Origin of the sequence: Acinetobacter entericus, assembly GCF_026168575.1 — a bacterium.
Taxonomy (GTDB): domain Bacteria; phylum Pseudomonadota; class Gammaproteobacteria; order Pseudomonadales; family Moraxellaceae; genus Acinetobacter; species Acinetobacter bouvetii.
On record NZ_JAPEQW010000004.1, the window covers coordinates 190,321 to 211,961 of the forward strand.

Consider the following 21,641-nt stretch of genomic DNA (forward strand, 5'->3'; position numbering starts at 1 on the left):
TGTTGCAAAAAAATAATTAACTTTAATAAAATGAATAAATAGGTGGCATTATGGAAAAAACGCAAGTTTCTTTCAAAAAAATGTCTTTATGGCAAGTGGTCATTATTGGTATTGCATATATGACCCCAATGGTGGTGTTTGATACTTTTGGCATTGTGTCAGGCATTACTGATGGCCGAGTGCCATTGGCTTATCTTCTGGCGCTAGGGGCCATGCTGCTGACTGCATTCAGCTATGCGCGCTTCAGCAGGCATTCGGATAAACCGGGTTCTGCCTATACCTATACAGCTGAATCATGCGGTGCGCAGGCAGGCTTTTTTGTGGGCTGGTGCACGCTGCTGGATTACATCATGCTGCCGCTGGTCAATGCGCTTCTGGCCGGCATTTATTTAGAAGCGGTGATACCAAGTGTGCCGTACTGGGCATGGGTGGTCTTGTTTACAGGGCTAGTGACACTGATCAATTGCTTCCGCATCAATATTTTAGCCAATCTCAGCATGCTTTTTGTCTGCGCGCCGGTGCTGCTGATGGGCTTCTTTATTTATCTGGTGATTCAAGGAATAGGCAGCGGGCAGGGCTATGATCATGTATTAACCATGGCCCCATTATGGAATGGCGATACGTCGGTTTTGCCGCTGATTGCAGGCGCTTCTATTCTGTGTTTCAGCTTTTTGGGGTTTGATGCCGTGACCACAATGTCGCATGAAACCAGCGATCCAAAACGCAATATTCCGCGCGCTGTGATGCTGACTACGCTCATCGGCGGAGTGATTTTTCTGGGCGCGTCCTGGTTTATTCAATTGTATTTTCCAAGCAATGTCCGCTTTAACAACCCGGATGAGGCTTTGCCTGAGATTGTGCTGTATGTCGGCGGCGCTTTATTTCAATCGGTCTTTCTCTGCGCCCAGATTATGAATACCTTTGCTTCAGGCCTTGCGACCCATGCCAGCGCTTCACGTCTGGTGCATCTTATGGGGCGTGATGGCATTTTCCATAAGGGGACACTGGGCCAAGTGCACAGCAAGCTGGGCACACCTTTATATGCGGTTTTGATGATTGGTGTTATTTCCTTAGCGGCGATTGCCCTTGATTTAGCCACAGTGGTGAGCATGATCAGCTTTGGCGCCTTAATAGCCTTTACCGCCGTGAACTTTTCAGTCTTTATGAAATTCTATGTGCGCGATGGCCAGCGCCAAGGGCTGAAAAACCTGTTTCTGAACTTAATTTTACCCATCATTTCTGTCGCAGCCATTATGTGCCTTTGGATGAGCCTAGAACACAATGCTTTGGTGTGCGGCGGCATCTGGCTTGCTGTTGGAATATTGCTGTTTGCCTATAAAAAATTAAAAAAACAAAGTATTGCGATTGGCAGCGCTTACTGAGTTTGAACGTTTAAAATTGAATTGAAGAGAGTAAATAAGATGATGATGAAGCCAAAATTTGTTGCAGATGTTGAATTTAAAAACAGTGTCAATGTGCAGACAGGCAAGGAGTGGAACTGGCTCAATCCAGTGCGGGGCCAGTTCGATTTTCCTGCCAACTATTATGAAAGTTCACTGGCCTCTTGGCATGAATTTGAGGCTTTGCAGGCCGACATTGAATGTGATGTTGTGGTGATTGGCGCAGGCCTGCTCGGAAGCTCTGCGGCTTTGCATTTGTCAGAGCAGGGGGTGGAGACGGTATTGGTGGAAAAAAACCGGATTGGCAGCGCTGCTTCAGGGCGCAATGGCGGGCAGCTGACACCCGGTCTGGCGCGCTGGGAGGCCGCTGAAATGATTGAGCATTTCAGCCATGAAGAGGCCAAAAGGCTTTGGCATTTTACTTCGACCGAAGCGATGGTGTTAATTGACCAAATCAGCGATGCCTATGGGCTGGATGTGCAGCGCAAACGCAGCCACATTACGGCCGCCGTGCATCCGGGGCATTTGGTTGCCCTCACGGCAGGGGCCGATGCGCGCAAATATTTGGGCGAAGACCATACGCACATTATGGGCAAGCACGAACTGTTTGAATACGTGAAATCTGACAACTACTCCGGAGGCTTGCTGGATACATTGGGCGGACAGATTCACCCCTTGGCATTGAACCGCGGACTGGTATATGGCTTCTGTCAAAACGGCGGCACAGTGTATGAGCAGACAGAAGTGCTATCGGTCGAAGAGCGTGAGGACGGCATTTATGTCCTGACCAGTGGCGGAATGATCAAAGCGCGTAAAAGCGCGGTGATCGGGGTGCATCATGCTGCCTTTAAATTGCTTCAAGAACACAATCAGACCACCATTCCTTTTTATACCTACGTGTGCACCACGGCGCCGCTTGAAATGGATTTAAGCGAAATTTTGCCTTCAGATGCGCCGGTTTATGATACGCAGTTTCAGATTGACTATTACCGCGGCGTATCCCAAAACCGCTTGCTGTTTGGAGGGGAGGGAACGGGCTCATGCTGGACCGCGGAGAAAACCCATGATTATTTATTGGGGCGCATTCAGCATGTGTTCCCGCAGTTAAAGCAGGTGGAACTCGATTTTGTCTGGAGCGGCACAACAGACCTCACCATGAATGGCGCTGCCGACAGCCGCAAATCAGATGGCAAATATCCGATTTATGCGGTGCAAGGCTGGAGCGGCCATGGCGTGGCGCAAACGGTGCGCATTGGCAAAGCCATCGCCGATGATTTTTGCGGCAAAGCCGATGATTTTAAAATGCTGAGCAGTATTCAGCATCAGGATATTCCGTTTGGCCGGACGCTGGCGCCGGTGGTGGTGCCTCTCGCCAAAAGCGCCTATAGCTTGGGCGCCATGGTCAATCCTGGAAAAATGGTGTCATTCTGACAATTATGTGGATTCAGCGGGACAGCGTTATTTCAAGGGAACTCACGCTGTCCCAAACGCTTTTGAAAAGGCATTATTCCAGGCACATTTTTGATGCCTGATAGGCGGCAAATGGGCAGTCAGATTTTCTTTCTTCTGGGCAGGCGCCAATTCCTCATAAACAGAATCTTGATGAATGGATCATCCGCAGTCCAAGTTCAGGATGCGCCTAAGGGCTGACATCCTTGGCTTTATTTAAAAACTGAGGCCGCCATTCACTCAGTATGACACCCAGCACCATCAGGCATCCGCCGGCTAATGCCCAAGGTGCTAGGCGCTCGCCTGCAATGCGCCCTATTATGGCGGCCCATACCGGTTCGCCGGCATAAATAATGGCGGCTTGCGAAGGATTGACCATGCGCTGTGCCCAGTTCATGACCAATTGAATGACTGCACTGGCAATTCCCAAGGCGCAGAGTACCGCCAGCAGCGGCCACTCAAAGGCTGGCAATTGAGTCTCTCCGTTGAAAGGCGCAATCAAAAAGCACAGCACTGAGGCAAATGCCAGCTGCAGCACGGTGACCCTGCGTAAATTCACTTTATTTGCAAAATAACTGATCAGGATAATTTCAAAGGCAATTGCAACCGAACCCAAAAGGGTAATCAGCTGGCCAAAATTCAGCTGCATGGCGCCAAAACCATTGCCTGTTAAAAAGGCCAGGCCGGCAAAGGCAGAAATGACACCCAGCCAGGTCATGAAGTGTGGCGTTTGCCGAAAGCAGAGCCAAAGTAAAACGGGCACTAATGGCACATAGAGCGCAGTTAGAAATGCAGATTCACTGCTGCTGATGCTTTGCAGGCCAATGGTTTGCGTGCCGTAGCCGATGGCGATCACTGCGCCGATGCAAAATCCGGCAAAGATTTCGCTGGCATTGAATTTTTTTAAATCTTTCAGGGAAAGCAGGCTGACGGCAAGGGCGGCAGCCGCAAAGCGTAGAGCAACGAACAAAATGGGCGTGCTGTAGTTCAGTCCAAACTGCACCGTCAGGAAGCTGCCGCCCCAAATGATGGTGATGAGGATCAGAGCGAGCTGCGGTGTTTTAGAGTTGAGCGTGGAGGCAAATTGAGGCATGTACAGCGGATTATGACTGAGGGAGAGCGCAATATTAGCATTGAATGTGCCTGATGAACTTGCACTTCATGGCGCTTATGAATATCCATCCATGGTCAGGCAAAGCATAAAAAAATTAATCTGCAGTTCTACTTTCGAATTTTACAATCACGTATAATCTTTGAGCATAAAACAAAGATTAAAAGAATAGATTCAAGAGGTTGTTTGATGGGTGGATTATCTTGGTACTTCCAGTATTTTTCTATTTTGGGGGTGGGGGTTCACGTACTGATCGCACTCTGTTTTGCAATTCATGCGATTCGCAATGGGCAGCCATTTTTCTGGTTGTGGATTTTATTTGTTTTTCCGTTTTTCGGCAGTATCGTGTATTTGATGGCGGTGTATTTGCCGCAATCGCGAATGCCATATCAAGCCCATATATTGAGTAAAAAAGCCCTGCATGTTTTGCAGCCGAATCGTGCAATCAATCAAGCCAAAACGCAGTATGAAAACATTCCAAGCGTTGAAAATGCCGTTAGATATGCCGAGTATTTAATACAGTCTGGCAAGGCCAGCGAAGCAATTGCTATTTTAAGGCAGAAGCACACAAGCCTTGTTGAAAATGATCCTGCTTTCTTAGAACAATGGGCGACAGCATATCTGCAGGATCAACAGGCGCAGCAAGCTTTAGCAATCACGGATAAAATCAAATCGATTGACCCCAATTATAACATTGAACAAATTGCGTTAATCCGCGCTTTGGCGAATCACCAATTAAATCAGCAGGAAAGCGCGCGGCAAAATTTTATTATTGCGACAAAATCTCAAGATATTGAAAAATTATCTGAATATGCTTTATGGGCGATACAAACCAATCACGGGGAATTGGCTCAGCAAATTCGGGCAGATTTGCAAAAGAAATGGACTATTGGAACAGTATATTCACGTCAATTGCATAAACCTATTTTCAAGTAAATAGATAAAGCATTAAAAGACATGAGGAAAAAAGCAGCATAAAAAAGAGGCCCGAAGGCCTCCTTAGACTGCCGCCGTGCTTTAGATGGCTTGGTCATCCCAAAGCGACTGCGCTTCACGAAGGTTGAGCGTGCCTTCGTAAATGGCTCGGCCCGTGATGGCGCCTAAAATGCCTGACTGGCCTTTCAAGTTGCGGACGTCATCTAGGTTGGTCACACCGCCAGAAGCAATGACAGGCAGGCCTGAGTAGGCTGCAAGATTGACGGTCTGCTCAATGTTGACGCCTTGCATCATGCCATCACGGGCGATATCCGTGTAAACAATGCTGGATACGCCGGCATCTGCAAAACGCTTCGCCAAATCCGTGGCTTTAACGTTAGTGACATTGGCCCAGCCATCGGTCGCCACCATGCCATTCATGGCGTCAATGCCGACAATGATGCGGCCGGCGAATTTTTTGCAGGCTTCTTCTACAAACTCAGGGTTCTGCACGGCTTTTGTGCCGATAATGACAAAAGAAACGCCTGCATCCAGATAATGTTCAATGGTTTCAAGTGAGCGGATGCCGCCGCCGATTTGAATCGGCAATTCCGGCTGCGCTTTGGCAATGGCTTCAACCACAGGCTTATGGATTGGCGTGCCTGCGAAAGCGCCGTTTAAATCGACCAAATGCAAGCGGCGCGCGCCTTCATTAACCCAATGCTGCGCAGTTGCAACAGGATCGTCAGAAAATACGGTATCGTCTTCCATACGGCCTTGCTTCAAACGGACACATTTGCCATCTTTCAGGTCAATTGCAGGGATGATCAGCATGCTTACGCTCCTTGCTCAATCTTTCAATGAATTCATTGCCCGCCATCTTAGCAAAATATTGGCAGATTTCTAAGCGTCAGATGGCGGTTTTATTTTATTCGGGCGGCTGCGCAGTTTTAAGGCGGTATTCGGAATGTCTTTGGGCAATAGGCCGAGGCGCAGCAGTTCTTCAAAAATCAATACCGGCGCGTAAGCATCGGCAGCGGCGTAAGCAATTTGCTGATCGGTCAAGTGTTTTCTGGCCCAGTTGGATGTGCTGACACTTTTGCTTTTGGGAAAGTTTTGCTGAAACAGCAGCGCAACCGCATTTTTCAGCCCGACCGGATTGTCTAAGCCAAAAGATTTAAAGCATTTGGACAGTTCAATCACGCTGTTGAGTTCAATACCTTTTTTACGGAAAAGATGCGCATCATTTTTCAGGCCAAAACCGGCCTTGATTTGACCGCGGCTGGCAAATACAGGCTTTAAAAAATCCAGAATGTCATCGCTGACTTGAAACAGATAAGCGCGCTCATGGGTCGCCAGCTGAATTAAATGCGGGCCAGTCGCGATTTCACCTTTGCTGAATGTAGGTTTTGATTCGGTATCAAAGCCCAGCAGGGCAGCGGTTTTTAATTCCGCTTCAATGGCGCGGCACTGCGCTAAATTCTGAATGACCTGAATATTCTGAGCCGGCAAATTTTGAAATCGCGGCAAGGCTTGAATCTGTTCTTTGCTGGGAAGCGCGGCTGCGCGGAGATCATTCATTTGAATCAAAATGGCATCTTTTCAGGCAGACTAGCTGTTTTTCAGGTTAAAGGCAAAATAAAACCTGCGGGGCGCAGGTTTTAAATTTAATCGGCTGCAGCCGTATTTATTCTGCTTGCTGCTGAATGGATATTTGTGCCTGATGCGCGCGCTGAACGTAGTCCTGGTACGCAGGGACAGCAATTGCAGCCAAGATCCCGATTGGAAAAATCAGCACATAGAACCAGCCTAAAACTTTTTCCCAGGTTTGAGTGGCTCTTGGCAGGCCAAATTGATTTTCCTGCGCATCGCCTTTGGCAAAGATTAAATACAGCGCTAAACCTAAGTTTGCAAGCGGCACCAGCATCAGCAAAGACAGCCAGCCACTGTGGTTGCGGTCATGCAAACGGCGGATAGCAAAAATAAAGCTAAAGTAAATCATGGTGACATATACAATGCCCAGCAGCAGCATGGCAAACACAGACATGCCTTGCTCCATATTTGGTGAAAATCCCGGAAGCGCAATTGCACAAAAAATACCAAGCACCATCATGACAAGCACCAGCAGGCCATTCCATCCTAAATAGGACAATCGCCCAAAACGTCCTGCAGCGCTTAGGGGGGAATCATTTACAGTGTTATTCATTATTCTGACCTCTGATTTTTAATTGGAATATTTAATAAGTGTTCAAATCATAATTGTTTTTGCTTGCAGATTAAAGAATAAACCGCCAAGAGATCAAAAGCCCGCATGATGCGGGCTTTTTGAGTGAAGCGGGTTTAAATATCCCATTCCACAAAGTTTTTCAGCAATTGCAGGCCAGCTGTATGGCTTTTTTCTGGATGGAACTGCGTGGCGAATAAGTTTTCTTGATGAATGGCGGTGCAGAACTCTAAACCATAGTCACAGGTTGCAGCCACAATGCCTGCATCTTTCGGTTCGACATAGTAGCTGTGCACAAAGTAAAAACGCGCATCCTGTTCAATATTTTTCCACATCGGGTGGCTAGGGTCAGCCTGATGCACCTGATTCCAGCCCATATGCGGCACTTTAATGCCATCCATGTCCGGGAAGCGCTTCACTGCACCTTCAAAAATGCCCAGCGCCTCTGCGCCGCCATTTTCTTCGGAACGCTGCATTAAGGCTTGCATGCCTACGCAGATGGCCAGTACGGGCTTGTTGAAGGCTGCTTTACGCACCACTTCATCAATGCCTGCTTCATGCATGCCCTGCATGCAGTCGCGCATGGCGCCGACGCCTGGAAATACAATCTTGTCTGCTTGCGCAATCAGCTTCGGATCATTGGTTACATCAACCGCTGCGCCCACATACTCTAAAGCTTTGGCCGCAGAGTGCAGATTTCCCATGCCGTAATCAAGAAGGGCAATACGGGTCATTACAATGTTCCTTTAGTTGAAGCCACTTTACCTTCCGCACGCGGATCAACTTCGCAAGCCATGCGCAGCGCGCGAGCAAAAGCTTTAAAGACGCTTTCAATTTGGTGATGGCTGTTTTTGCCTTTCAAATTGTCAATGTGCAGGGTCATTAAAGCGTGGTTCACAAAACCTTGGAAAAACTCAGAAAATAGATCGACATCAAACCGGCCGATCATGGAGCGGGTAAACGGAATGTCCATGAATAAGCCTGGACGGCCGGACAAGTCCACCACCACGCGGCTTAAAGATTCGTCTAACGGCGCATAAAAATGGCCGTAGCGCTTTAAGCCTCTTTTATCCCCTAGCGCTTTCGCAAAGGCCTGGCCCAGAGTAATGCCGCAGTCTTCAACCGTGTGGTGATCGTCGATTTCGAGGTCGCCGTCGCAATGAATATCGATATCAAACAAGCCGTGGCGCTTGATTTGATCAATCATATGATCTAAAAATGGAACACCAGTGTTTAAAGTGCCTTGACCAGAACCATCAAGATTCACGCGAACTCGAATTTTGGTTTCGTTAGTGTTTCTTACCACTTCACTGATACGGTCGGTCATAGACACGTTCCTCAAATACGTCAAAATGATTGATGTAAAAATGTTTTTCGCTGTGACGAAAAGTCACCGCATATTAGATTGCTCAGGAGGGTTTATCAATGCCTATTACCGTACATGCCTATACTTCTTTGGAAAATGATGAAGTGCGCAGCCAGCTTGAGCGACTGTACGACACCAGTCCTGAATTTAGCGACGGTGCAGATGCCATTGAACAACTAGAGCAAAACTTAGCTCAGTATACCTTAGTTTATACCGCAGAATTTAATACTAAATTGATCGGCGCGATTTGGTGCACGGGGCAGGGTGAAAGCAAGACCTTGGAATATATTGTGGTGCACCCAGCCAACCGCGGCCGCGGGGTCGCGGAAAGGCTGGTCAGTGAAGCGTGCCGTATAGAAGAAGAAAAAGGTGTGAAAAATTTTGAACCGGGCTGCGGCGCCATTCACCGCTGCTTGGCGCATTTGGATAAAATCTGAATCTGATTTTGCATTCAGGCAGCCTGCGGGCTGCTTTTTTTGTGCTGAAATCCACATTAAATAAGATGCGAAGCTGAATAATGCCTTGAGATTTAAACAAAAAATAAGCAAATCAGGGTTTTTTGCTGTAAAAGTAAACAAATGAAGCAAAAATCGAAACCGATGCTTGACGTTATCACACTTAAACTGTTTAATACGCGGCATCGGCGTGATAGCTCAGTAGGTAGAGCAACGGATTGAAAATCCGTGTGTCCCCAGTTCGATCCTGGGTCTCGCCACCATATTTAAAACTTATTTAAATTTTCAATCCCTGATCCCATCAGGGATTTTTTTTGCTTAAAAAAAACGCACTCAGTAAAAATATTGATGATTTAGATTGACTAATGCCATCAATTACGGCTTAATACACCGCATCGGCGTGATAGCTCAGTAGGTAGAGCAACGGATTGAAAATCCGTGTGTCCCCAGTTCGATCCTGGGTCTCGCCACCATATTTAAAACTTATTTAAATTTTCAATCCCTGATCCCATCAGGGATTTTTTTTGCTTAAAAAAAACGCACTCAGTAAAAATATTGATGATTTAGATTGACTAATGCCATCAATTACGGCTTAATACACCGCATCGGCGTGATAGCTCAGTAGGTAGAGCAACGGATTGAAAATCCGTGTGTCCCCAGTTCGATCCTGGGTCTCGCCACCATATTTAAAACTTATTTAAATTTTCAATCCCTGATCCCATCAGGGATTTTTTTTGCTTAAAAAAAACGCACTCAGTAAAAATATTGATGATTTAGATTGACTAATGCCATCAATTACGGCTTAATACACCGCATCGGCGTGATAGCTCAGTAGGTAGAGCAACGGATTGAAAATCCGTGTGTCCCCAGTTCGATCCTGGGTCTCGCCACCATATTCAAAAAAGCCTCAAACATTGTTTGGGGCTTTTTTTTATCTGATGTTTTATAGTGGTGATAAATTAAGCGATTTAACTGCTAAAATCAGTTTTATCATTTGCCCATTGGCTAAAAAATAAAGTATTAAAAAGAAAGGTTAAGTTTATGAACATGAAAAAAATATTTCTTCTTTTGGGTATTCCTTGCAGTGTACTGCTGAGTGCATGTGGCGGCGGCGGAAGTGGTGATAATGTCAACTCGTCTTATTCTAAAACCATTATTAAAAATGGCGTCACTTATGAATGCAAGAGTGAAAATGCGGCCAAACTTTGTGAAAATGGCAATTGCACATCGTGTGAGTCATCATTGGATAGAGTAATCACAGCAGCCTGTTCAAGCAGTGTGAATGCTGGACAGACGCTTTATGCTGTGACCAATGCTGGCTGCGTTGCATCAATGAAAAACAGCAATAAAATCACCGGCTACTGCGTTACAGGCACCCTTAAGCTGTTGACGGGTTCAGGCTATACATTGAATCAGCTCAGCAACAAGGGTACTGCATACGCATCAGGTGAGTTTAATTCAGCAGCTACATTAGAAACTTTACGCTGCAGCAATTCCTGATCATTATTTAATTCAATCTAATGACTGTGCATTTTGTTAAATACAGTGCGGTAGGGGCGCTGTGCTTTGCGCTGGGTTATGCTGCTGCTTATTTCAATGCAGACAGCACAGGACTGTCAGTGCCAAATAAGCCATCGATGAATAGTTCTCCATTGGATGGCAATCCTGTTTCTGGCTTGGCCATTGATTCAATGCAGTCAATGCCTTCTGCAGAGGCTCAGCGGCAGTTCAAAAGCCAATATCAGCAAGTTCAAAGTCTGATTCAGCATGCTTCTGAACAGCAGCTCGCGCAGTATTTGCAGCAAGCATTTCCTGATTATGCCTTTGATCAAATTAGAAATAAGCAGCAGTTTGCACAGCAGATGCTGAATGAGTTTGCGCAGGCCAAGAATGATCCGCAGCAGCAGCTGATTGGGCAGGCTTATGTTACGGCACAGTCTCAGCTGAACCCGGCAGATGTATTGCCTCGTGAAATTTATGCGAAGCAGCCGCTATACGCGCATTTTGATACGTTTGGCAAAGTGCCGCCAAATGTACAGGTGATGGTGCGCTGGACACAGCGTGATACAGGTGAAATTTTACTGTTTACACCGCGCAAAGTCAGTGAAAATCAGCAAAATTGGGTCAGTTTTTATCTGGTTTCGGGCTGGAATCCCGGTCATTATGATGTCAAGTACTACCAAATGAATGACCAGATGGAGCCTATTGCGCAAACCAGTTTTTACATCCAGCAGGTTCTTCCGCAAAATTGAGCGGCTGAAGGTTTTTCAATATGCTCTTTGGGGCCTCCATTTGAATCGTAGTGCAGTTGACCGTTGCTGGGTTACACTGATTGAAAAATATGCTTATGAATCCCGGTAATGAAAGGCTTATTTTCGGATAACAGCCAGCTGTATCAGCAGGCGTGCCCAGATTATTCTGCAGAGATTTTAGAGGCGGTTTTAAAATACGTGCCTGAACGCCAGCTGGCTTGGGACTGCGGTGCAGGCTCGGGGCAATTTACTCAATGGCTGGCGCCGCAGCTGCAGAATGTCATTTGCCGCGCCGCTTCGGCAGAACATTCGGGGCTTCCCGATCACAGCGCAGATTTAATTACTGTGCCGTAAGCCATCCACTGGTTTAATTTTGATGCATTTTTATGCCGAAGTGCGCCGTGTACTGAAGCCTAAAGGCTGTTTGGCGGTCGTTGGCTATGGCCTGATCGAAGCGCAAGATCCGCAGCTGTTGAATTATTTCAATATATGGTCTGGCTTAAAGCATTATGTAAAACAGCATAATCAAAGTCCACTGGCGCCCTTGGAGGCATATTTCTAAGCTCAGCCAAGAGGCGTCATCTTATGCTGTGCAATTTCCTGTGCTGCTGCGGGCAGGCCTGTGCGCTGAGGCGCAAAGTTAAGCTTTGCCTGCGGTCATTTTTTGCTGTGGCGCTTTGGTGCCGTTGGTCTGAGAAAAACGATGTGCATGGCGGTTTATTGTACAATTACAGCTATTCATAAGATGTTTTATCTTTTCCGTATTTGATTTGAGTACAGTGATATGAATCTCCCTAAACCGCTGAGCTATACCGTTCTTGCGCTGGCAGGCGCTGTTTCAGTGTCTGCATTTGCTGCAGAGTCGCCGCAGGAGCATCAAGAGGCTGTGCGCCTGCCTGTGCTGACCGTTATGGCTGAACCCGAATTGCGTGAAGAAACCGGCGTGGTGCCGTACCAGCAGGAAACTGCGCGCCGCAAAGCGCTGCAGCACCGGGTAATGCAAATTGAAGAAGGCACGCAGTCATTTGTGGTCGATCCTTCAATTGTGGCCAATCTAGATATTTTGCCAGCAGAGCCGTCGCCGAATTTATCCAGTTTGCCGCCAGCGCTGCAGCAGCATGTCTTGAATATCGCCAGCGGCCTGCAGTCTTCGGATCCGCGCAATGGCCTTTACATCATGCTTCAGCCATTTGGCATCAACCGTGATGCCGCCAATGTGCAAATCAGCCGCGAGCAAATCAATTTAGGCACTATCGACCGTTCAATGCTGGAAGGCCTGCCTCGCAAGTAAGCGCGCAATGGTTTTAAATTCAAAACGTGAAAATCCGCAATGAATGTGCGGATTTTTTAATTTTCAGGCCTGACTTTTGCGTCATTTCAGGGAGTTTGCGTTTTGAATTCAAATTTTTTAGGCGGATTTTTTTAAATTCAAAACCGATGCTGTGCGAGAAAAAGTTTGAATTTAAAAGCGGTAAAGCTGGGTTCTGCTTATTTATTCGCCATTTGTGTATTTTAGATTTAAACTGTAAATAAACTGGATTCGGAGCGTTTTATGCCACGTATCTTTATTATTTTAACTGCTGCTACCGTAATTATCTTTGGCGGGCTGTTTTATCAATACCGTGCGCAGCAAAAAGAAGCAGGTCAGCTGCAGGCCTATCAAACTGTGCTGCTGGAAAAAACCGAGCAGATTTTTGCTCAGGCCAAAGATACATCCAAACCTATTCAAGTCGATGTTGCAGATCCGCGGCTGCAGGGCGATTATCAGGTGATGGCGAATTTTGTGCTGACGCAGATGATACAAAGCGCTGAGGCCAGAAATGCCTATATCCGTGAACTTAAAGCGCAGGATTGGGATCATTTTTTAGATATTGACCGTCTCGCAGCCGATAAAAAGCAGAATTATCAAGCAACTGAAGAAATGCTGAAAAATGTGCATGCGGCAGTGGAGAGCTATGAGCAGAAAATGCAGCAATTTGAACAAAACAGTTTGGAGCAGGCCAAGAATTTGCCGATTAAAAGCAAATACCGCCATCAGCTGGCGCAGAGCCTGAGAGACAGCCAGCACAGCGATGATGCGCATGCGCTGTTTGAGCTGGAGAAGCAAAGTTTGGCCAAAGCCGATGCAATTTTTGCAGTGCTGAAAAACAATAAGTGGGAACAGCGCGGGAAGACCTTTATGTTTTATGAAGATGCGCCTTTGGCGCAGTTTAATGCGCTCTACAAGGAGATACTGGCGCTGAATCAGCAAATGAAGCAGGTCAGTGTGCAGAATCGCAAAGAGATTGCAGAGAAGCTTTAATCCGCCTTTCCATAAGGCAGCCTGCAGTATTCATTATGGCATTTGAGATGAGGGCTGCTGAACCTTTATTCATTTGCGCCAGGCCGGTGAAATTCTGAAAAATGCTTCTGCTATACATGATATTGCGCAGGCGTGTGCCGGTTTTTCTTCAGCACCTGTTTTTATACAATGGATGATTGGCACAATACAGAGCAGATTGTGATGCTTCAAGCTAAGACGGGGCAGTATTTTTGAAGATGCCCGCAGCCAGTATTGATTTTAGAATTGAGCCGGCAGTTTGCCTGAACCGCGATTATAAAAAAAGACGCCTTTCAGGCGTCTTTTTTGAACAGCAGCGTTTAAATTAAGCCGCTTTTTTCTTGAACCAAGAGAAGAAACCTTTTTTTTCTTCAGTTTGCGCTTTTGCAGCTTCAGCTGTTTTTTCTGCGCATGTTTCAGCACATGCTTTTTGGGCTTCAGCAGTCATTGCTGGAGCTTTCACTTCAGCCGCTTCTACCGCCTCAACTTTAGTTGCAACAGCGTCTTTAACTTCTGCGGTTTTAGCGGCAGCGGCATCTTTCACATCTACAGCGGTTTTAACAGCTGCGTCTTTAACTTCTGCTGTTTCAGCGGCAGCAGCGTCTTTCACGTTTACAGCAGTTTTAACAGTTGCATCTTTTACGGCAACAGTTTTAGCTGCTGCTTTTTTAGCAGCAGCTGCAGTATTTGTTTTCACAGCAGAAGCTGTTTTAACTGCATCCGCTTTAACTTGCGCAAGCGGGTTCGCCGCTGGAGCAGCTTCTGCAGCCATAGCAGAAGTTGTGCCTGCAACTAGAGCAATCGCCATAGCAGTTTTCATCGCATTCATAGGTAGCATCCTGAATTTTATGATTCGGTTGGAGAGAGTTGGCTATGTTAATGCTTATGAAACATGGATTTAGGCTATTGATTATGGAGCAGGCTAAAATTGTGTGAATAATCAACTATATTTACAGAGGCATAACATGATGTTTCGGACCGTTACACTTTGACTGTCTATTTTTTAAACAGGTGTTTGCATATTATTTATTAGCTCTTGTTCATCACTGAACATAAAAGCCCCTAATGCTGAGGGGCTTTTATTTTTTGCAAAATGGATATAGGACTGTCAGTCAAAAATTTTATCGGCTGCTTGGAACGGCAGGCTGACCACGTCGATTGCCACGGCAAAAGGCAACAGCACTAATTTTTCAAAAGGATTCATGCCTGACTTGGATTTATAACTTTCCTCGTGATGGGTATAAATGCTCACCTGATAAGGCTTACTCAAGGCTTTTAAAGACGCTAAATTGTTCGCCGCAGGATAGACCACACCTGCCAGTTTGATCTCGAAACAGAAACGCTGCGCCAACATGCGTTCATCACTGGAACTCGAACATTCCTTCGCGCCATTTTCAATAAAAAATTCCAGATCTTTCTTGCTGATGTCTTCTTTGAGCTTCACATAAGACAGCGGCAGGGTTCCTGTAAAATGACCATCATTCTTTTCTGAATAGAAACTCAGTTCTCGGGTAACTTGAATATTTTTCGGGTCCAGTTTCCCAATTAAGCTGACAAATTGAGGCCCGCCTTGGGTAAGGACATAGCTTTTTTGCTGTCCTGCAATCACTAAACTATGCGCAGGTAAATTCGGCAGAGGCTGAGCAGGTTTGCCAAAAGCCACCACTTGGTCTTCGATCAGGGTGACTTTGTTGGTACGGGTATAGGTTTTATTGTCTTTGGTTATCAGGGTTTTGGTGGCGCAGCCTGTGAATAATGTTCCCATGACGCCTAAGCAAATGATGGTTTTTAAAGGTGATGCAAACATCGATAGACTCCGAATTATTTGAAATATAGTTAAGCTGAATTTTTATTGTCTTTAAGCCTATCATTAAAATGTTCAAAAAGGCGTCAAAGCTCAAAAGTTTAAAGTAATGAAAGTTCTATGAGCCGCTCAATGCAGTGGGGCGACAGATTCTTTTTCTTATCTATTTGCTATTTCCAGATCTCGAATGAATGTTCATTTGAGTAGGAACTGGATATGATCATACAAGCTTCGATAAAAACTATGGACTAGAGAATACGTCATAACAAGGTGGGAAATCGGCTGATGCAAGACTTAATTTGTTATAAAGAACTTCCAGTGTGGACAGCCCAGACCATTCCACAAGGGTTTAAAAATAAACACAATACCAAAGCGGGCACTTGGGCAAAGTTAAAGATTTATCAAGGTGAATTGACGTTTGCTTTTTTAGATGAGGCAGGTGTGGTGCAGTCTGAGCATATCTTTAGTGCGGAGCAACAGCCGCCGTTTATTCAGCCTCAAGCATGGCACAAAATTGTTTCGACCAGTGATGACATAGAGTGTCAGCTGCAATTTTACTGTACCCCGCAGGATTATTTTTATAAGAAATATCAGCTTTCACCCACACATTCAGAATTTTTTGCTGCTACGCCGTATTTACACGGCGGTCAGGCTTTGGATGTTGGCTGTGGACAAGGGCGAAATTCGCTGTACTTAAGTCAGCAGGGCTTTGAAGTGGATGCTTGGGATGTGAATTCGCAAAGTTTGCAAAAACTACAGCAGATTATAGATGCCGAAGGTATTCAAAAGATTCATATACAACAGCGTGATTTAAATGCTGACCTAAGCATTACAGGCACATATGACTTTATTTGCTGTACGGTGGTGATGATGTTTTTGCAAGCTAAAACGGTGAAACCGCTGATTGCACAGATGCAACAAGCCACAAATGTAAATGGATTTAACTTGATCGTCTGTGCGATGGATACCGATGATATTCCTGCGCAGCCAGACTTTCCTTTTGCTTTTAAAACTGGAGAGTTAAGTGCTTTGTACGAGGGTTGGAACATTGTGAAATACAATGAAAATATTGGTGAGTTGCATCGGGCTGATGCAGAGGGCAATCGGATTAAACAGCATTTTGCGACGTTGTTGGCGCAGAGGATATAGAGTCAAGGGTAATGGTAGTGCCTATATATTTAATTTATGAAGCTAAAATATTTCAAAAAATTGGATAGATAACATACATTTAAAGATAGAAATACACTAAAATGATCACTAATGGGGTGTTTATAATATTAGTGTATAATAATGTTTGATTCAGTAGTTGCTATGACGTTTCATAAACCTATGGCCAATGGGAAGACCAAACCATGTCTCTTAGATGGTTATAGTCTATCTAATTTTGAAAATGTTGAAGTTGTAACTAAGTTTGCAGAAGGCTGTGAAGAAAAGTCTTTTTACTTTGATTATTGAAGCATTTGCTAATTTTTTGGCATGTGATTTAAATTTACCAATTCCAGAGTCTATAAGTTAGTCCAGATAACGGATGATTTTGTGGGTGCAATTAATATTGACCCTCCCTTAAAGTATATGATCACTAAAAGTAAACCATTTGCTTTTGGTGTAAAGCGGTTGCCTCCATCTTTTACAACGTTAACGAATCCTTTATTAACGCTTACTCAAGAGCAATTGCAATCTGCATTAGAAATTTTTATCTTTGATATGTTGATTAAGAATCCTGATCGAAAAATTGGTAATCCAAATTGTTTGACCAATGGGTCAACATTTGCGATTTTTGATCATGATTTAAGTTTAAGACCTAAAGTTTTCTCTTGGGATTTAGAGCCATGGGAAGGTGGTTATATGGAATCACCCGAGGTCAAAAAGCATATTTTTTTCTCTAGTCTTAAAGGAAAAACTGAGAGTTTAGAAGTTTCTGATTTTATTATATTCTGGAAGGGTTTAACTGATGAGCGTCTAGCAGAATATAAAAATTCTATTCCTCCTGAATGGTTAGTTAATTGTGAGAATAAGGTTGATGAAGTATTAACCTTCATAAAATCTCTTAGGAATAATATTGATCAAGCGCTTTTTCTTATTAGGGAAGTTTTAAAATGAACACTAAACCTATTATTAAATATGAATTTGCATTAATTAAATATGTACATGATATCCTAACTGGTGAGTTTATTAATGTTGGATTAAGTGTTGTTGCGCCATCAATTAATTACTCAAATTTAAAATGTAAAACTACTAGTCGTCGCATTAAAAAAACATTTCCAGATGTTAATAGTATTCAGTTAAAAAAACAATTAAAGCATATAGAAAATATATTTGAAAAAAATAATTCAAAAAATTTGAGTTTAATACATTCTGAAAAATTAGAAAAATTGATGTTAGACATTATTCCGCATGATGATAGTAGTATTCAATGGGAAGTTGTTGGCTCAGGTGTATCAATTAATATAGAAAAAACATTTGATGATTTATTTGACAAATACATTATGAAATATGAAGAAAAAAATATTTATGATCATAAATCAGATGATGATGTATGGAGAGTATTTAAAAAAGATCTCCAAAATAGAAAAATTTTATCTCTAGTTAAACCATATACAATAAGTACAAATGATGATGAATTAAATTTCAAACATACTCTAAAAAATGGTTCTTTACATTGTTTGGAGGCATTATCTTTTGATTTAACTACATCTGAGGGTATTAAGGATAAAGCTAGAAGTTGGTTAGGTAAAGTAACTAGTATTTCTAAAAGTAATGAGTTATTTGAGATTTATTATATGGTTAGTTCACCATCTGATAAGAAGCTTCAGCATGCTTTTGATAATGCAATTAGTATTTTGAAGAAGTCTGAAATTCCTGTACATATTTATATGGAAAATGAATCTGTTAAATTGGCTGATTCATTATCAAATAAGTTACATATTTATTAATAATTTTTATGTAAAGAAAACCCCGCAATAAGCGGGGTTCTTTTTATCTCAGTGTTTAATTAAGGATTAAACACGTTCGATAATAGTCGCGATACCTTGACCTAAACCGATACACATAGTCGCAAGACCAATTTGCGTATCTTGTTGTTCCATTACGTTAAGTAATGTCGTGGTGATACGTGCACCAGAACAACCCAATGGGTGACCCAGAGCAATTGCGCCACCGTTTAAGTTGATCAAGTCTTGTTTTTCATAAATGCCTAAGCCTTTCATGACAGACAAGCCTTGTGCAGCAAAAGCTTCATTCAATTCAAATGTTTGAATGTCGCTAATGCTTAAACCAGCGCGTTTAAGTGCTTTTTGTGTTGCTGGAACTGGACCGTAACCCATGATTGCAGCATCACAACCTGCAACCGCCATAGAGCGAATTACAGCACGTGGCTTAAGACCTAATGCTTGAGCACGTTCAGCAGACATCAGCAACATTGCAGAAGCACCATCAGACAAAGCTGAAGATGTTGCCGCAGTGACTGTACCGCCTTTCGGATCAAATACAGGACGTAATGATTTGAATGACTCAAGGTTAGCGTCTGGACGAATTACTTCGTCGATGTCACATAGGATTTTGAAGCCATTGGCATCATGACCTTCAACACCTACGATTTCGTTTTTGAAACGGCCTTCTTGAGTTGCAGCCCAAGCACGGCGGTGTGATTCAACACCAAACGCATCTTGTTCTTCACGCGAAATGCCATTCATGCGACCTAACATTTCAGCAGTTAAGCCCATCATGTTCGATGCTTTCGCATAATGCTTAGATGCTTCAGGATTCAGGTCGATGCCGTGCATCATACCCACGTGACCCATATGCTCTACACCACCGATGATGAACACATCACCTTGGTTGGTCGCAATTTGAGCCGCAGCAGTATGAATAGACTGCATAGATGAACCACAAAGACGGTTAACCGTTTGACCTGCAACAGTTTTTGGTAAATCAGCCAATAACGCAATGTTACGGCCAATGTTCATACCTTGCTCTAGAGTCTGGTTTACACAGCCCCAGATCAGGTCTTCAACTTCATTGGTGTCAAACTGGTTGCGGGCAACTAAAGCACGAACCAATTCAGCCGATAAGCTGTCAGCACGTACATTGCGGAACATACCGTTTTTGGTTTTACCCATTGCTGAACGTACGCCATCAACGATGACAACGTCACGTGGATTTAAAGTAGCCATTCACGTTGCTCCTTAACCGTAGAATTTTTTGTTGTTAGCAGCCATGTCACGCAACATTTGCGGCGCTTCATAAGCCTTACCTAAGTGTGCGTATTTGTCGCAAAGCGCAACGTATTCAGCAACACCTGTTTGGTCGATGTAACGTGCAGGGCCGCCACGGAATGGAGGGAAGCCTACACCCATAATCATCGCCATGTCAGCTTCAGAAGCAGTTGCTACGATGTTGTCTTCTAGGCAGCGGACAGTTTCGTTGCAGAATGCAAGCATCATGCGGTCAATGATTTCTTGAGCATCAAACTCGCGTTTTTCTGCAGTTGCAACAGATGCAACAAGCTCGTAAGCCGTTGGATCAACCACTTTGGCTTTTTTGCCTTTACGGTCAAGTTCGTACTTGTAGAAACCAACGTCGTTCTTTTGCCCCAAACGTTTTGCTTCGTACATGGTTTGAATTGAACCTTTGAAGTCAGGCTTCATGCGGTCAGGGAAACCTTCAGCCATGACTTCTGCACCGTGAACGCCAGTATCAATACCAACAACGTCCATCAAGTAAGCAGGGCCCATAGGCCAGCCGAATTTTTCCATTACTTTGTCGATTTGCTGGAAGTCAGCACCATCTTTAAGAAGAAGGTCGAACGCGCCGAAGTAAGGGAACAACACACGGTTTACAAGGAAGCCCGGGCAGTCGTTTACTACGATTGGTGTTTTACCCATTTTCTGAGCAAGAACCACAGTGGTCGCAATCGCTTCTGCAGAAGTCTTCTCACCGCGGATCACTTCTACCAATGGCATCATGTGAACTGGGTTAAAGAAGTGCATGCCCACGAAGTTTTCAGGACGCTCTAGATTTTCAGCCAAACGCGTGATTGAAATCGTAGATGTATTTGATGCAATGATTGTGTTGTCGCGAACTTTTTTCTCAGTTTCAGACAATACAATGCCTTTCACTTTTGGATTTTCAGTTACAGCTTCAATCACGATGTCCACTTCTTTAAACTCGTCATAGCTTAATGAAGGACGAATGCGCGCAAGAGTTTCACCCATTTGCGCAGGTTTCATTTTCTTGCGTTCAACTTGTTTAGTCAGTAAACCATTTGCTTCTTTCATACCTAAAGCAAGTTGCGGGTTACCAATGTCTTTCATGATGATTGGCGTGCCTTTGCTGGCTGCTTGGTAAGCAATACCGCCACCCATGATGCCTGCGCCAAGCACAGCAGCTTGGTTTACAGGGTGCGCGCCTTTTTCGTAGCGCTTAGAGGTTTTTTTCACGATTTGATCGTTAATGAACAAACCGATCAGTGCGCCTGCTTGTGGTGTAATGGCTGCTTTTGCAAAACCAGCCGCTTCAGCTTGAAGTGCTTCATTACGTGGAAGGCTTGCACCTGCTTGTAATGAGTCAAGAAGAAGTTTAGGCGCAGGGTATTGAGCAGGATTTGCTTTTGCAAGAACTGCACCTTTCGCCGAGTTGAACGCCATCATTTGTTCGATTGGGTTCAATTTAACTGGGTCAAGTTTTTCTTGGCGTTTTGCTTTCCAGTCTACACGGCCTGCAAGGGCTTGTTTAACCAAGTCAATTGCAGCGTCTTGCAGTTTGTCCGCAGCAACAACCGCATCAACCGCACCGTCTTTCAGCGCAGCAGCTGGTTTTTTAGGATTAGCCATCGCCATCCATTCAACTGCATTGTCGATACCGATCAGACGGCTTAAACGAACCGTACCGCCGAAACCAGGGAAGATGCCCAGTTTGATTTCAGGAAGACCGACTTGAGCCGCTTCTGACATCACGCGATAGTCACACACGAGGCACATTTCAAAGCCGCCGCCCAATGCCATGCCATTGATCGCTGCAACTTTAGGAATTTCTAAATCTTCAAATGCGTTGAAGATGTCGTGAACAGGCAATGCCCAATCCACAATCGCTTGTTCGCCTTGAGCGAAGTTTGCGCCAAATTCAGTAATATCTGCGCCAACGATAAATGTAGATTTAGCCGAAGTAACGATTAAGCCTTTGATGTCACCGTTTGCTTTAACAGCGTCAATTGCAGCTTTAAAGTCTTCAATTGTTGCACGGTTAAATTTGTTGACCGACTCACCTTGTAAGTCAAAGCGGAATTCTGCAATTCCGTCCGAAAGCATTTGGACGGTAATGGCATTGCCAGCGTGGATCATGCCTGAT

The 21,641-nt window shown here is 44.5% G+C and carries 21 protein-coding genes, 4 tRNA genes and 1 pseudogene; 16 read left to right on the top strand and 10 right to left on the bottom strand.

What is annotated here, in order from left to right; translation table 11 throughout:
• Positions 1-50: 50 nt before the first annotated feature.
• Positions 51-1,382, top strand: coding sequence for an APC family permease (locus tag OKC24_RS05015; RefSeq protein WP_131277364.1), 1,332 nt, complete (start codon positions 51-53; stop codon positions 1,380-1,382).
• 42 nt (positions 1,383-1,424) lie between these two features.
• Positions 1,425-2,831, top strand: coding sequence for an NAD(P)/FAD-dependent oxidoreductase (locus tag OKC24_RS05020; RefSeq protein ID WP_171458883.1), 1,407 nt, complete (start codon positions 1,425-1,427; stop codon positions 2,829-2,831).
• A gap of 208 nt (positions 2,832-3,039) precedes the next feature.
• Here OKC24_RS05020 and OKC24_RS05025 read toward each other — a convergent pair whose 3' ends face one another.
• Positions 3,040-3,942, bottom strand: a complete 903-nt coding sequence (locus OKC24_RS05025; RefSeq protein WP_130144451.1) for a DMT family transporter — start codon at positions 3,940-3,942, stop codon at positions 3,040-3,042.
• A 207-nt stretch (positions 3,943-4,149) separates the two neighbouring features.
• Here OKC24_RS05025 and OKC24_RS05030 point away from each other — a divergent pair, with 207 nt between their 5' ends.
• Complete coding sequence (locus OKC24_RS05030) at positions 4,150-4,896, top strand: hypothetical protein (protein WP_130144453.1); 747 nt, start codon at positions 4,150-4,152, stop codon at positions 4,894-4,896.
• Positions 4,897-4,977: 81 nt separating this feature from the next.
• On the opposite strand, the gene hisA is transcribed toward OKC24_RS05030, so the two are convergent.
• The 5 genes from hisA to hisB form a co-directional block, all read right to left on the bottom strand.
• Positions 4,978-5,709: a 1-(5-phosphoribosyl)-5-[(5-phosphoribosylamino)methylideneamino]imidazole-4-carboxamide isomerase gene (gene hisA / locus OKC24_RS05035; RefSeq protein ID WP_265464863.1), complete on the bottom strand. Its 732-nt coding sequence runs from the start codon at positions 5,707-5,709 to the stop codon at positions 4,978-4,980.
• Between the two features lie 69 nt (positions 5,710-5,778).
• The gene (locus tag OKC24_RS05040) at positions 5,779-6,456 is read right to left on the bottom strand and encodes a 3'-5' exonuclease (RefSeq protein ID WP_130144457.1); all 678 of its coding nucleotides are present in this window, start codon (positions 6,454-6,456) and stop codon (positions 5,779-5,781) included.
• Positions 6,457-6,562: 106 nt separating this feature from the next.
• Positions 6,563-7,081, bottom strand: coding sequence for a DUF805 domain-containing protein (locus OKC24_RS05045; protein WP_130144459.1), 519 nt, complete (start codon positions 7,079-7,081; stop codon positions 6,563-6,565).
• Between the two features lie 134 nt (positions 7,082-7,215).
• Complete coding sequence (hisH, locus tag OKC24_RS05050) at positions 7,216-7,833, bottom strand: imidazole glycerol phosphate synthase subunit HisH (RefSeq protein WP_130144461.1); 618 nt, start codon at positions 7,831-7,833, stop codon at positions 7,216-7,218.
• Positions 7,833-8,426: an imidazoleglycerol-phosphate dehydratase HisB gene (hisB, locus tag OKC24_RS05055; RefSeq protein WP_005006901.1), complete on the bottom strand. Its 594-nt coding sequence runs from the start codon at positions 8,424-8,426 to the stop codon at positions 7,833-7,835. The genes hisH and hisB overlap by 1 nt, the downstream gene beginning before the upstream one ends.
• Before the next feature lie 98 nt (positions 8,427-8,524).
• Between hisB and OKC24_RS05060 the strand changes: the two genes are divergently transcribed.
• From OKC24_RS05060 to OKC24_RS05110, 10 genes and pseudogenes are all read left to right on the top strand, one after another.
• Positions 8,525-8,902 carry a GNAT family N-acetyltransferase gene (locus tag OKC24_RS05060; protein WP_130144463.1) on the top strand — a complete coding sequence of 126 codons (378 nt, stop codon included), beginning with the start codon at positions 8,525-8,527 and terminating at the stop codon, positions 8,900-8,902.
• 205 nt (positions 8,903-9,107) lie between these two features.
• Positions 9,108-9,183, top strand: a tRNA-Phe gene (locus tag OKC24_RS05065).
• A gap of 134 nt (positions 9,184-9,317) precedes the next feature.
• Positions 9,318-9,393: transfer RNA gene (locus tag OKC24_RS05070), tRNA-Phe, on the top strand.
• A 134-nt stretch (positions 9,394-9,527) separates the two neighbouring features.
• A tRNA-Phe gene (locus OKC24_RS05075) sits at positions 9,528-9,603 on the top strand.
• A 134-nt stretch (positions 9,604-9,737) separates the two neighbouring features.
• A tRNA-Phe gene (locus OKC24_RS05080) sits at positions 9,738-9,813 on the top strand.
• A gap of 154 nt (positions 9,814-9,967) precedes the next feature.
• Positions 9,968-10,420: a hypothetical protein gene (locus tag OKC24_RS05085; RefSeq protein WP_171457704.1), complete on the top strand. Its 453-nt coding sequence runs from the start codon at positions 9,968-9,970 to the stop codon at positions 10,418-10,420.
• A 20-nt stretch (positions 10,421-10,440) separates the two neighbouring features.
• Complete coding sequence (locus OKC24_RS05090) at positions 10,441-11,172, top strand: hypothetical protein (protein ID WP_265464864.1); 732 nt, start codon at positions 10,441-10,443, stop codon at positions 11,170-11,172.
• Between the two features lie 108 nt (positions 11,173-11,280).
• Positions 11,281-11,816: pseudogene (locus tag OKC24_RS20105) on the top strand (class I SAM-dependent methyltransferase).
• 140 nt (positions 11,817-11,956) lie between these two features.
• Positions 11,957-12,463, top strand: coding sequence for a hypothetical protein (locus OKC24_RS05105; protein ID WP_130144469.1), 507 nt, complete (start codon positions 11,957-11,959; stop codon positions 12,461-12,463).
• A 261-nt stretch (positions 12,464-12,724) separates the two neighbouring features.
• The gene (locus OKC24_RS05110; RefSeq protein ID WP_130144471.1) at positions 12,725-13,474 is read left to right on the top strand and encodes a hypothetical protein; all 750 of its coding nucleotides are present in this window, start codon (positions 12,725-12,727) and stop codon (positions 13,472-13,474) included.
• A gap of 343 nt (positions 13,475-13,817) precedes the next feature.
• Here the strand turns inward: OKC24_RS05110 and OKC24_RS05115 are convergent, their stop codons facing one another.
• Together OKC24_RS05115 and OKC24_RS05120 are read right to left on the bottom strand one after the other, a co-directional pair.
• Entirely contained in the window at positions 13,818-14,321 is a 504-nt protein-coding gene (locus OKC24_RS05115; protein ID WP_130144473.1) for a hypothetical protein, read from the bottom strand.
• A gap of 279 nt (positions 14,322-14,600) precedes the next feature.
• A complete protein-coding gene (locus OKC24_RS05120; protein ID WP_130144475.1) occupies positions 14,601-15,299 on the bottom strand; it encodes a YidX family protein in 699 nt (232 codons plus the stop codon).
• Between the two features lie 282 nt (positions 15,300-15,581).
• On the opposite strand from OKC24_RS05120, the gene tehB reads away from it, so the two are divergent.
• The 3 genes from tehB to OKC24_RS05135 all read left to right on the top strand — a co-directional run bounded on the left by tehB (position 15,582) and on the right by OKC24_RS05135 (position 18,229).
• Positions 15,582-16,445 (top strand): SAM-dependent methyltransferase TehB, encoded by an 864-nt coding sequence (gene tehB / locus OKC24_RS05125; RefSeq protein WP_131277355.1) that lies wholly within the window; start codon positions 15,582-15,584, stop codon positions 16,443-16,445.
• A 387-nt stretch (positions 16,446-16,832) separates the two neighbouring features.
• On the top strand, positions 16,833-17,396 hold the full coding sequence (locus OKC24_RS05130) for a HipA family kinase (RefSeq protein ID WP_131277352.1): 564 nt from the start codon (positions 16,833-16,835) through the stop codon (positions 17,394-17,396).
• Positions 17,393-18,229, top strand: coding sequence for a DUF3037 domain-containing protein (locus tag OKC24_RS05135; protein ID WP_131277349.1), 837 nt, complete (start codon positions 17,393-17,395; stop codon positions 18,227-18,229). Before OKC24_RS05130 ends, OKC24_RS05135 begins: the two co-directional genes overlap by 4 nt.
• Before the next feature lie 66 nt (positions 18,230-18,295).
• On the opposite strand, the gene fadA is transcribed toward OKC24_RS05135, so the two are convergent.
• Both fadA and fadB read right to left on the bottom strand, forming a co-directional pair.
• On the bottom strand, positions 18,296-19,468 hold the full coding sequence (fadA, locus tag OKC24_RS05140) for an acetyl-CoA C-acyltransferase FadA (protein WP_131277346.1): 1,173 nt from the start codon (positions 19,466-19,468) through the stop codon (positions 18,296-18,298).
• A 12-nt stretch (positions 19,469-19,480) separates the two neighbouring features.
• Positions 19,481-21,634 (bottom strand): fatty acid oxidation complex subunit alpha FadB, encoded by a 2,154-nt coding sequence (fadB, locus tag OKC24_RS05145; protein WP_131277343.1) that lies wholly within the window; start codon positions 21,632-21,634, stop codon positions 19,481-19,483.
• Between the last annotated feature and the right edge of the window lie 7 nt (positions 21,635-21,641).